The sequence below is a fragment of the Halopseudomonas sp. genome (assembly GCF_041579695.1).
Lineage (GTDB): Bacteria > Pseudomonadota > Gammaproteobacteria > Pseudomonadales > Pseudomonadaceae > Halopseudomonas.
In genome coordinates, this window is record NZ_JBFGFI010000027.1 from 23,219 (window position 1) to 34,450 (window position 11,232).

Here is an 11,232-nt window from a genome sequence, read left to right on the forward strand (position 1 = left end):
CTCGCTTGGATGGCTTACCGGTCCACGCTGGAAGGCTGCTGTGCTGCGGGCAACCCGTCAACCGGCAATTCTCTCAGAGCGATGTAGCGTTCGCTGCGGCGGGTACGATCCATGACCTGTCCGACCAGCTGGCCGCAAGCGGCATCAATGTCCTCGCCCCGCGTAGTGCGCACGGTAACGTTGTAGCCAGCCTTGTGCAGCATATCCTGAAAGCGGCGGATACTGTTGTTACTCGGCCGCTCATAGCCCGAATGGGGAAACGGGTTGAAGGGTATGAGGTTGATCTTGCAGGGCGTTTCGCGCAGCAATTCAATCATCTCTTCGGCATGCTCGGGCTGATCATTGATGTCCTTTAGCATGGTGTACTCGATGGTCAGCACGCGCTTCTCGCCCAGCCCCGCCATATAGCGGTTGCAGGCAGGCAGCAACACCTCGAGCGGGTACTTCTTGTTCAGCGGCACCAACTGGTTGCGCAGCGCATTGTTCGGTGCGTGCAGCGACAACGCGAGTGCAACATCAGTAAGCGTGCCCAGCTTCTCGATCATCGGCACCACGCCGGAGGTCGATAGCGTGACCTTGCGCTTGGATATCCCGTAGCCCAGATCATCCATCATCAGCAGCATGGCATCGAGCACGTTGTCGAAGTTCAACAACGGCTCCCCCATCCCCATCATTACCACGTTGGTAATCGCACGATCAGTCTTGGCCGGAATACTGCCAAACGATTTGTTGGCGACCCACACCTGACCGATGATCTCGGCCACGGTCAGATCGCTATTGAATCCCTGCTTGCCGGTAGAGCAGAAACTGCAGTCCAGCGCACACCCCGCCTGGGACGAGACACACAGGGTGCCGCGACCATTCTGCGGGATATAGACCGTCTCCACGCAGCTGCCGGAGGCCACGCGCACAACCCACTTGCGCGTACCATCGGTGGAGATGTCTTCGCTGACTACTTCCGGCGGACGAATCTCGGCAACTGCTGCAAGCTTTTCACGCAGGGCCTTGCTGACATTCGTCATGTCATCGAAATTGTCGACACCCAGGTGATGGATCCACTTCATTACCTGTCCGGCACGGAAGCGCTTTTCCCCGAGGCTCTCGAAGAAGGCTTCCATTTTCGGCTGGGTCAGACCCAACAGATTTACTTTGCCGTTGACGCTGTTAGTGGCAGTCACATCATCACCCTGGTGTCGAAGAAACGGTTTCAGCCGCGCGGGCAAAGATCGGTTTCAGCAAAGAAATAGCCAATCTCGCGTGCAGCAGAAGTAGTGGAATCCGAACCGTGTACCGCGTTGGCATCGATAGATTCAGCGAAATCGGCGCGGATGGTACCTGCGTCGGCTTCCTTGGGGTTGGTAGCGCCCATCAGCTCGCGGTTCTTCAGTACGGCGCCTTCACCTTCCAGCACCTGCACGACAACCGGACCAGAGGTCATGAAGCCAACCAGATCCTTGAAGAAAGGGCGCGCGCTGTGCTCAGCGTAGAAGCCTTCTGCGTCTGACTGGGACAGCTGAACCATCTTGGCAGCGACAACGCTCAGACCGGCCTTCTCGAAACGGCTGATGATCTGACCCACGACATTCTTGGCAACGGCGTCGGGCTTGATGATGGACAGGGTACGTTCTACGGCCATGGAAAACACTCCAGAAAATATAAAGATGAATTGAGAAGTAATACGGAATTGTTAACCCGCGGATTATACGCAGGTTAGAGGGAAATACATACCGGCCAGCGGATTCACTGGTCCGGATCAGGCAGCCAGCCGCCTCAGCCGCCCTGGCGTAACCGTGGCACTACCGTACAGAGAACCTGCGCCGCACGCGTCACTTCATCGTCGGTGGTGAAACGGCCCAACGAAATCCGTAGCGAAGCCTGCGCCAGGTCATTCGACATCCCCAACCCGCGCAGGACGTAGGATGGCTCGACCGAGGCAGAAGTACAGGCTGATCCCGAGGACAGAGCCAGATCTTTTAGCGCCAGCAGCAGCAACTCACCATCAACGCCGGCAAAGGCAAGATTCAGATTATGCGGCACACGCTGCTCACGACTCCCGTTAAGGAACACATCCGGAAGGCCGGCCAGCCCGGCCAACAGCAGGTCCCGCAGCCCGGTGATGCGCCGGTTTTCTTTCTCCATCAGCGCGCCGGCCAGCGCAAAGGATTCACCCATACCGACAATCTGGTGGGTTGGCAACGTACCCGAGCGCATACCACGCTCGTGTCCACCCCCATGAATCAGCGCTTCGAGACGCAGCGCCGGATCGCGCCGCACATACAGCGCGCCAATCCCCTTGGGGCCGTAGGTCTTGTGCGCGCAGAAGGACATAAGGTCGACCGGCAGCTGATGCAGATCAATCGGCAGCTTGCCGGTGGACTGTGCCGCGTCCACATGCATCAGCGCCCCGCCGCCATGCGCTACGGCACCGAGGGCGGCGATATCGTTGATCGTGCCGATCTCGTTGTTTACGTGCATCAGAGAAACCAGCACCGTGTCTTCGCGCATCGCCTGCTGCAACTGGGCGGCGGTAATCACGCCCTCTGTACCGGGGCTGAGCCAGGTCACTTCGAAGCCTTCGCGCTCGAGCTGGTGAAAACTGTCCAGCACCGCCTTGTGTTCGATCTGTGAGGTAATCAGGTGTCGACCGCGTTCGGCGCGACTGTGCGCGGCGCCCTTGATCGCCAGGTTGTCGGACTCGGTCGCACCGGAAGTCCAGACAATCTCCCGCGGGTCGGCACCGACCAGATCAGCCACCTGGCGGCGCGCCAGCTCGACTGCCTCCTCGGCCTTCCAGCCGTATATGTGCGAGCGCGAGGCCGGGTTGGCGAAATTACCGTCCATGGTCAGACACGCCATCATCTTGTCGGCGACCCGGGGGTCAACTGGCGTAGTGGCTGCGTAGTCCAGATAGATCGGCAACATCAATGTGTCCTATGAGCGGTCGGTCTTGCCGGCCTCGGCGGATTTACTTTCGACGCTATCGACTTCAGCCTTGAGCAGATCGAAGTCCTTGCCACCCAGCGCAGGCAGCTCCTTGGCGCAATAATCGCTGCCCAGCTCGCCCAAAGCCTGGCACATGCCCTCCAGACGATTGTCCACCGCCTGCATGTGATCGAGCATCTGGCCGATGGCACGGGCGACCGGGTCGGGCATATCTCGGGTCACGCCATAGGCATCAAAGCCCAGCTTTTCCGCCATCGCCTGACGCTTGGCGCTCTGCTCATCGACCTCTTGCGCCGACTCCTTGAGAATGACACGGCCGGGAATTCCCACTGCCGTCGCGCCCGCAGGCACCGCTTTGGTGACGACCGCGTTGGAGCCGATCTTCGCACCCGCACCGACGGTGAAGGGGCCGAGCACCTTCGCACCGGCACCCACTACCACACCCGCTTCCAGAGTCGGATGACGCTTGCCCTTGTCCCAACTGGTGCCGCCCAGGGTCACCCCCTGATAGAGCGTCACGTCGTCGCCGATTTCTGCCGTCTCGCCAATGACCACACCCATACCATGATCAATGAAAAACCGTCGGCCCAGCTTTGCCCCGGGGTGGATCTCGATCCCGGTCGCCCAGCGCGCGAAGTTCGACACCATGCGCGCAAACAAGTGGGCATTGCGCATCCAGAGCGCATGGGCCAGGCGATGCAGCCAGATAGCATGCAGCCCGGGATAGCAGAACAGTACCTCGACGGTGCTGCGGGCTGCCGGGTCCCGGTGGAACACACTGGCGATATCTTCCTTCATGCGCTTGAACATGTTTAACGTCTCCGCTCGCCGGCCGCTTTCACGCCGACAGCTTTCTGTGTTTCGGTCAGGATACCGCGCAGGATGTTCATTTCCATCCGGTTGATCCGGATTCGCCCGTATAGGCGACGCAAACGGGGCATCAGTTGCCTTGGTTTCTGCGGGTCAAGGAAGCCGATTTCAACCAGCACCTGCTGCAAATGCGAAAAATACTGCTCCATCTCGTCCGCGGTAGTCGGTATCTCATTCTGCGTGGCGGTGGTTTCGACCTTCTGCATGTGCGTCGGCTGACTCTGGCGCTTGAGCACCAGCATGCGCAGCTCATAGGCCAGCACCTGCACCGCGGCTGCCAGATTCAGTGAACTGAACTCCGGATTCGACGGGATATGCACATGAAACTGGCAGCGCTGCAACTCGTCACTGGTCAGGCCGGAATCCTCGCGACCAAATACCAGGGCGACCTGTGCATCCGGCAGCTCGGCTATCTGATCGAGCACCTTCTCCGCCGCCTCGCGCGGGTCCACCACCGGCCAGGGGATACGCCGGTCGCGGGCACTGGTACCCATCACCAGCACGCAGTCAGCAATCGCCTCCTCGAGAGTGGGGACGATTACGGCACCCTCCAGCACATCGTCGGCGCCCGCGCCGCGGGCAGCCGCGTTGGGATCGGGGAAACGCTGCGGATCCACCAGTACCAGCCGGGTAAGACCCATATTCTTCATTGCGCGGGCTGCGCCGCCGATATTGCCGGGATGACTGGTATTGACCAGGACCACTCGAACATTGTCCAGCACGGAAGGACTCCACAACGGTTGCGCCGGTTGGCGAGGAACCGCCCATCTTACAAAAGCCAGCACACAAAGGCCATGATGCATTCATGTTGGCAGGCTTATCTGGTACAATTTCCGGCTCTTTAAAACCCCCTAAGCAGAGACATCCGTATGCAGCCCATGTTGAACATCGCCCTGCGCGCAGCACGCAGTGCAGGAGAACTGATCTATCGCTCCGTGGAGCGGCTTGACGTTCTGACCGTCAACGAGAAAGAGGCCAACGACTACGTCAGCGAAGTTGACCGGGCTGCCGAACAGACCATCATCGGCCATCTGCGCAAGGCCTACCCGAACCACGGCATCCATGCCGAAGAATCCGGCTTTCAGCCGGGCCAGGGCGACGGTGCGGACATTGTCTGGATCATCGACCCGCTGGACGGCACGACCAACTTCCTGCGCGGCATTCCGCACTATGCCGTGAGTATTGCCTGCCGCATCAAGGGCCGCATCGAGCATGCCGTTGTGCTGGACCCGGTCCGTCAGGAAGAGTTCACCGCCAGCCGTGGCCGCGGTGCGTCGCTCAATGGCAAACGCCTGCGCGTGACCTCGCGCAAGACCCTGGACGGCGCCTTGCTCGGCACTGGCTTCCCGTTCCGGCAGAACCAGATGGAATCGTTGGATAACTACCTGGGCATGTTCCGCAGCCTGGTCGGTCAGACCGCCGGCATCCGCCGCTGTGGCGCCGCGAGCCTGGACTTGGCCTACGTAGCCGCCGGCCGCTATGACGCTTTCTGGGAAGCAGGCCTGGCCGAGTGGGACATGGCAGCGGGCACCTTGCTGATCCAGGAGGCCGGCGGATTGGTCAGCGATTTCACTGGTGATCACCACTTCCTCGAGAAGGGCCATATCGTCGCCGGCAATCCGAAATGCTTCAAGGCCGTGCTCACCGCTATTCAGCCACACCTGGCGCCGGGCATGAAGCGTTAAGCGATCAAAACCCCAAGACATAAAAAACCCGGCTGATCAGCCGGGTTTTTTTATGCGTCAAAACAAAGAACTCAAGGCCGATCGTCGACCTCTTCTTCGATCTCCGGCGGGATCAGATCCTCGCGGGTGAGGTTCATCGTCATCAGCAAACCGTTGGCTACATAGATCGAGGAGTAGGTACCGATACCCACACCGATGATCAATGCCAGCGCAAAGCCCTGGATGTTCTCGCCGCCGAAGAAATACAGCGCGAAGAGCACCAGCAAGGTCGATGCCGACGTGGCCAACGTCCGGGCCAGGGTCTGCGTAGTCGACACGTTGATGATCTCTTCCAGATCGGCATTACGCATCATGCGCAAGTTCTCGCGCACCCGGTCAAACACCACGATCGTATCGTTCAGGGAATAGCCGATCACCGCGAGCAACGCCGCCAGCACGGTCAAATCAAACGACAAGCCGAAGAAGGAGAAGATACCCAAGGTGAAGATCACGTCGTGCACCAGCGCGACAATCGAGGCCACGGCGAACTTCATCTGGAACCGCAGGGAGACGTAGAGCAGGATGCCGCCCATCGCCAGCAACATGCCCAGACCGCCCTGGTCGCGCAGCTCCTCACCCACCTGCGGACCGATGAACTCGATGCGCTTGAGGGTAACGTCACTGCCATCCTCGTTCTGGATGATCTCTGCGATCCGGCTGCCCAGATCAGGATCGTCACTGGCCAGACGGATCAGCACATCAGTCGATGCACCGAAGTTCTGCACCACTGCATCGTCATAACCTGCAGCGCGCAGAGTCGTGCGAATCTCGGGCAGGTCTGCTGCGGACTGGTACTGCAGTTCAACCAGGGCACCGCCGGTGAAGTCGAGCCCCAGATTGAGCTGCTTGATCGCCAGACTGGCAATGGAGCCGATCATGAGAATAATGGCGACCGCGAAGAAGAGCTTGCGCAGCCCCATGAAATTGATGGTTTTACTGGTAATCATGACGCGCTCCTCACAGCCACAGCTTCTTGATGTCACGCCCACCAATGGTCAGGTTGACCATCGCCCGGGTGACCATGATGGCGCTGAACATCGAGGTAAGAATGCCCAGCGAGAGCGTTACCGCAAAGCCCTTGATCGGACCTGAACCCATCGCAAACAGAATCACACCCACCAGCAGGGTGGTCAGACTGCCGTCGATGATCGCCGAAAATGCCTTGTCGAAGCCTTCGTGGATCGCCCGCTGAGCAGACACGCCACCGGCTATCTCCTCCTTGATCCGCGAAAAGATCAGCACGTTCGCATCGACCGCCATACCCAGGGTCAGCACAATACCAGCGATACCCGGCAGCGTCAGCGTTGCACCCAATAGCGACATCAATGCCAGCAGCAGCACCAGGTTGAAGCTCAATGCGATACCGGCGAACACACCGAATGCCTTGTACAGCACCAGAATGAAGATCAGCACCAGCACGAAGCCGGCCTGAGTTGCGGACACACCCTTGGCGATATTCTCCGCGCCCAGACTCGGCCCTACGGTACGCTCCTCGACGAAGTACATCGGCGCAGCCAACCCGCCAGCACGCAACAGCAGCGCCAGCTCCGAGGCTTCGGCCGGCGAATCCAGACCGGTGATGCGGAACTGATTACCCAGCGTGCTCTGAATGGTCGCCAGGCTGATAATGCTCTTCTCTTCGACGAAGGCCGGCACTTCGACCTCGACCATTTCTCCGTCGACTTCCTGCTGGACCTCACGACTGATCTGGCGCTGCTCGATGAAGATCACCGCCATACCGCGCCCGATATTGTTGCGCGTGGCGCGAGTCATCATGTCTCCACCAGGACCGTCGAGGCGGATATTGACCTGAGGCTGGCCGTTCTCGTCGTAATTGGACTGCGCATCAGTGACCTGGTCACCGGTGAGAATAATGCTGCGCTCGACATCGGCCGGCGGCCGCTTGTCACCACGGAAGTCGAAGGTCTCGACGGTGGCACGGGGCGCGTCAGGCTCGGCTGCCAGACGGAACTCGAGGTTGGCGGTCTTGCCCAGAATGCGCTTGGCCTCGGCGGTATCCTGCACGCCGGGCAGCTCGACCACGATGCGGTTGGCGCCCTGGCGCTGAACCAGCGGCTCAGCCACGCCCAGCTCGTTCACCCGGTTACGCACGGTCGTCAGGTTCTGGCGTACCGAATAATCACGAATCTCGGCCATTTCCGTTTCGGTCAGCTCCAGACGCAACACCTCCAACTCTTCACGGCTGACCGTGATCATCTGGAACTGGTTGTAGTCGGCGCCGATCAGCCGCTGCGCCTCGCTTAGCGCCTCGCTATCAGTGAAGCCAAACTGCAGCACATTGCCCTGGCTGGGCATGCTGCGGTAACGCACGCGCTCACCGCGCAGCAGATTACGTATCTCGCTCTCATAGACATTGACCCGCGCCTCGATGGCCTTGTCCATGTCCACTTCCAGCAGAAAGTGCACACCACCGGACAGGTCCAGACCCAACTTCATCGGACCGGCGCCGATATTCTTCAACCATTGCGGTGTGGTTGGCGCCAGGTTCTGCGCCACGATGAATTGTTGACCCAGGGTGCTGCGCACAATGTCCTGAGCTGCTAGCTGATCAGCACGATCAACCAGGCGCACCAGTCCGGAGCGATCCATGTCGCCCAGCTGGGTGCCTTTGGTCTCGATGCCGGCTTCCTGCAGCGCAGACGCGATGCGGTCCAGCTCGCGTTGCTGAATTGTCTGCCCAGTCTGGGCGCTGGAGATCTGAATCGCCGGATCATCCGGATACAGATTGGGCAATGCGTAGATCACGCCGAGCACCAGCACGGCGACGATCAGCAGGTATTTCCAGAGGGGATAACGGTTGAGCATATCGGAGCCCGATAACAATCCGGGCGCCAAAAGGCGCCCGGAATAAGGTGGTAGGTGGCAATCAGATCGCTTTCAGCGTGCCCTTGGGCAGCGCAGCAACAACAGCGCCCTTCTGGAACTTCAGTTCCTGGCCATCGCCCACTTCCAGCACGATGAACTCGTCAGTCACCTTCTTTACCTTGCCGAGGATTCCGCCGCCGGTCACAACCTCATCACCAACGCCGAGGCCGCCGATCAGGTTCTTGTGTTCCTTGGCGCGCTTGGCCTGGGGACGCCAGATCATCAGATAGAAAATGACCAGGAAACCGACCAGAAAAATCCACTCGAAACCACCACCCATAGGGGATGCTGCTCCAGCTTCCTGGGCCATCGCGGCAGGTATGAAAAAGCTCATGTGACACTCCTGTAGTATTTACTCGAAAGAAAGATCAAGGGCGCTTCCAGAGCGCTTTTCAGGCTTCCAGGGGAGGTACCGGCAAGCCAATCCGAGCGTAGAAGTCGTCCACAAAGGCGCTCAATGTACCTGTTTGGATGGCACCGCGCAAACCGCTCATCAGGCGCTGATAGTAGCGCAGATTGTGAATGGTATTGAGCATGCTACCGAGCATTTCATCGCACTTGTCCAGATGGTGCAGATATCCGCGGGAAAAGTTCTGACAGGTATAGCAGTCGCAGGTCGGATCCAGCGTCGAAGAATCATGCTTGTGCACCGCATTGCGAATCTTGATCACCCCGGCGTCTACGAACAGATAGCCATTGCGTGCGTTGCGCGTGGGCATCACGCAGTCGAACATGTCGACACCGCGACGCACGCCTTCAACCAGATCCTGCGGCTTGCCGACGCCCATGAGATAACGCGGCTTGTCAGCCGGCATATGCTGAGGGAGGAAATCCAGCACCTTGATCATCTCTTCCTTCGGTTCGCCCACGGAAAGACCGCCGATTGCCAGGCCATCGAAGCCGATCTCGTTCAACCCTTCCAGCGACCGCAGGCGCAGTTCCTCGTGCATGCCGCCCTGCACAATACCGAACAGCGCAGAGGGATTGTCGCCGTGCGCGTCCTTCGAGCGTTTCGCCCAACGCAGGGACAGCTCCATCGAGCGGCGCGCCGTATCCACATCGGCCGGATAAGGGGTGCACTCATCGAAGATCATCACGATATCGGAGCCCAGATCCCGCTGAACCTGCATGGATTCTTCCGGCCCCATGAACACCTTGGCGCCATCCACCGGGGAAGAGAAATACACGCCCTCCTCCTTGATCTTGCGCATCGCGCCGAGACTGAACACCTGGAACCCGCCGGAGTCGGTCAGGATCGGGCCCTGCCACTGCATGAAGTCGTGCAGATCGCCGTGCGCCTTGATCACCTCGGTACCCGGCCTCAGCCAAAGATGGAAGGTATTGCCCAGGATCATCTGCGCGCCGATCGCCTCGACGTCACGCGGCAGCATGCCCTTGACCGTACCGTAGGTGCCCACGGGCATGAAAGCCGGGGTATCTACTACGCCGCGGGGGAAACTCAACCGGCCACGACGTGCTCGGCCGTCGGTGGCCAGCAACTCAAAATTCATGTGACTCATGCTGCATCCTCGGGACCGCTAGCGGCCGGATTGCGGGTGATGAACATCGCATCACCGTAACTGAAAAAGCGGTACCGCTCGTCCACTGCAGCCTGATAGGCCGCCATGGTCTGCGCATAACCGGCGAAGGCGGACACCAGCATAAGCAGAGTCGACTCGGGCAGATGGAAGTTGGTGACCAACGCATCCACCAAGTGAAACGGGCGACCGGGGTAAATAAAAATATCGGTGTCTCCACTGAACGGCTTCAGCTCGCCGTCACGAGCTGCGGTTTCCAGCGAACGAACACTGGTCGTGCCCACTGCGATCACTCGACCGCCGCGCGCCTTGCAGGCCTTGACCGCTTCGACCACATCCGCGCTCACTTCCAGCCACTCGCTGTGCATCTGGTGGTCTTCGATGCGCTCCACGCGCACCGGCTGGAAGGTACCGGCGCCCACGTGCAGGGTCACCTCGGCGCGCTGCACGCCCATGTCGGCAATTGCCTGCAGCATTTCCTGATCAAAGTGCAGGCCGGCGGTAGGAGCAGCGACCGCGCCAGCCTTCTGCGCATAAACCGTCTGGTAGCGCTCGCGGTCTGCGGGCTCATCGGTGCGGTCGATATAGGGCGGCAACGGCATGTGCCCGACCCGATCCAGCAGTGCCAGCACATCCTCGTCGAAGGCCAGTTCGAACAGCGCATCGTGCCGCGCCACCATGACCGCCACTGCGCCACCGTCGGTAATAATCCGCGTTCCGGTCTTCGGCGACTTGCTGGCACGCACATGCGCCAGCACCCTCCGCGCATCCAGTACCCGCTCGACCAGAATCTCGAGCTGCCCGCCGGTCTCCTTGCGGCCGAACAATCGCGCAGGAATCACTCGCGTATTGTTGAAGACCATCAGATCACCGGGGCGCAAGTATTCCAGCAGATCGACGAAATGACGATGGCTGACCTCGCCGCTTGGCCCGTCCAGGCACAAGAGCCGGCTCGCACGCCGTTCCGACAAGGGGTGGTGAGCGATGAGACTGTCAGGCAGCTCGAAATGAAAGTCACTAAGACGCATGCTGGCGGGGATCCGGAAGAAGGTAAAATGGCCGCGTATGATAGCCGAAACCCGGGGCACGGGCCAAAGAAAGCGCATTTATCACGCGTCCCGGCATTGACCACCACGCCAAGGGATTCGTATACTCCGCGCCGTCTGTAGTAAAGCGCAGGCCTCGATGGCGGAATTGGTAGACGCGGCGGATTCAAAATCCGTTTCTGGTGACAGAGTGGGAGTTCGATTCTCCCTCGAGGCACCATCTGA

General features: G+C 59.9%; 11 protein-coding genes and 1 tRNA gene. 2 read left to right on the top strand and 10 right to left on the bottom strand.

What is annotated here, in order from left to right:
- Window positions 1–14 precede the first annotated feature (14 nt).
- The 5 genes from rlmN to trmJ form a co-directional block, all read right to left on the bottom strand.
- Window positions 15–1,178: a 23S rRNA (adenine(2503)-C(2))-methyltransferase RlmN gene (rlmN, locus tag ABYA88_RS07850; RefSeq protein ID WP_373186498.1), complete on the bottom strand. Its 1,164-nt coding sequence runs from the start codon at window positions 1,176–1,178 to the stop codon at window positions 15–17.
- Between the two features lie 29 nt (window positions 1,179–1,207).
- Window positions 1,208–1,636 (bottom strand): nucleoside-diphosphate kinase, encoded by a 429-nt coding sequence (gene ndk / locus ABYA88_RS07855; RefSeq protein ID WP_150278089.1) that lies wholly within the window; start codon window positions 1,634–1,636, stop codon window positions 1,208–1,210.
- Window positions 1,637–1,770: 134 nt separating this feature from the next.
- On the bottom strand, window positions 1,771–2,925 hold the full coding sequence (locus ABYA88_RS07860; protein WP_373186499.1) for an IscS subfamily cysteine desulfurase: 1,155 nt from the start codon (window positions 2,923–2,925) through the stop codon (window positions 1,771–1,773).
- 6 nt (window positions 2,926–2,931) lie between these two features.
- Window positions 2,932–3,753, bottom strand: a complete 822-nt coding sequence (gene cysE / locus ABYA88_RS07865; protein ID WP_373186500.1) for a serine O-acetyltransferase — start codon at window positions 3,751–3,753, stop codon at window positions 2,932–2,934.
- Window positions 3,754–3,755: 2 nt separating this feature from the next.
- Window positions 3,756–4,535 (bottom strand): tRNA (cytosine(32)/uridine(32)-2'-O)-methyltransferase TrmJ, encoded by a 780-nt coding sequence (trmJ, locus tag ABYA88_RS07870; RefSeq protein WP_373186502.1) that lies wholly within the window; start codon window positions 4,533–4,535, stop codon window positions 3,756–3,758.
- 147 nt (window positions 4,536–4,682) lie between these two features.
- Between trmJ and suhB the strand changes: the two genes are divergently transcribed.
- Window positions 4,683–5,498 (top strand): inositol-phosphate phosphatase, encoded by an 816-nt coding sequence (suhB, locus tag ABYA88_RS07875; protein WP_373186503.1) that lies wholly within the window; start codon window positions 4,683–4,685, stop codon window positions 5,496–5,498.
- A 71-nt stretch (window positions 5,499–5,569) separates the two neighbouring features.
- On the opposite strand, the gene secF is transcribed toward suhB, so the two are convergent.
- The 5 genes from secF to queA all read right to left on the bottom strand — a co-directional run bounded on the left by secF (window position 5,570) and on the right by queA (window position 10,989).
- On the bottom strand, window positions 5,570–6,484 hold the full coding sequence (gene secF / locus ABYA88_RS07880; protein WP_373186504.1) for a protein translocase subunit SecF: 915 nt from the start codon (window positions 6,482–6,484) through the stop codon (window positions 5,570–5,572).
- Window positions 6,485–6,494: 10 nt separating this feature from the next.
- Window positions 6,495–8,363: a protein translocase subunit SecD gene (gene secD / locus ABYA88_RS07885; RefSeq protein WP_373186505.1), complete on the bottom strand. Its 1,869-nt coding sequence runs from the start codon at window positions 8,361–8,363 to the stop codon at window positions 6,495–6,497.
- 61 nt (window positions 8,364–8,424) lie between these two features.
- Window positions 8,425–8,757, bottom strand: a complete 333-nt coding sequence (gene yajC, locus ABYA88_RS07890; RefSeq protein ID WP_373186506.1) for a preprotein translocase subunit YajC — start codon at window positions 8,755–8,757, stop codon at window positions 8,425–8,427.
- A 58-nt stretch (window positions 8,758–8,815) separates the two neighbouring features.
- Window positions 8,816–9,934, bottom strand: coding sequence for a tRNA guanosine(34) transglycosylase Tgt (gene tgt / locus ABYA88_RS07895; RefSeq protein ID WP_373186510.1), 1,119 nt, complete (start codon window positions 9,932–9,934; stop codon window positions 8,816–8,818).
- A 5-nt stretch (window positions 9,935–9,939) separates the two neighbouring features.
- On the bottom strand, window positions 9,940–10,989 hold the full coding sequence (queA, locus tag ABYA88_RS07900) for a tRNA preQ1(34) S-adenosylmethionine ribosyltransferase-isomerase QueA (protein WP_373186507.1): 1,050 nt from the start codon (window positions 10,987–10,989) through the stop codon (window positions 9,940–9,942).
- 151 nt (window positions 10,990–11,140) lie between these two features.
- Here queA and ABYA88_RS07905 point away from each other — a divergent pair.
- Window positions 11,141–11,227: transfer RNA gene (locus tag ABYA88_RS07905), tRNA-Leu, on the top strand.
- Window positions 11,228–11,232 lie beyond the last annotated feature (5 nt).

Excerpts from the sequence above, each read along its gene's own strand:
- ndk (WP_150278089.1), bottom strand. The coding sequence starts at position 1,636 with ATGGCCGTAGAACGTACCCTGTCCATCATCAAGCCCGACGCCGTTGCC.
- cysE (WP_373186500.1), bottom strand. The coding sequence starts at position 3,753 with ATGTTCAAGCGCATGAAGGAAGATATCGCCAGTGTGTTCCACCGGGAC.
- suhB (WP_373186503.1), top strand. The coding sequence starts at position 4,683 with ATGCAGCCCATGTTGAACATCGCCCTGCGCGCAGCACGCAGTGCAGGA.
- secF (WP_373186504.1), bottom strand. The coding sequence starts at position 6,484 with ATGATTACCAGTAAAACCATCAATTTCATGGGGCTGCGCAAGCTCTTC.
- secD (WP_373186505.1), bottom strand. The coding sequence starts at position 8,363 with ATGCTCAACCGTTATCCCCTCTGGAAATACCTGCTGATCGTCGCCGTG.
- yajC (WP_373186506.1), bottom strand. The coding sequence starts at position 8,757 with ATGAGCTTTTTCATACCTGCCGCGATGGCCCAGGAAGCTGGAGCAGCA.
- tgt (WP_373186510.1), bottom strand. The coding sequence starts at position 9,934 with ATGAATTTTGAGTTGCTGGCCACCGACGGCCGAGCACGTCGTGGCCGG.
- queA (WP_373186507.1), bottom strand. The coding sequence starts at position 10,989 with ATGCGTCTTAGTGACTTTCATTTCGAGCTGCCTGACAGTCTCATCGCT.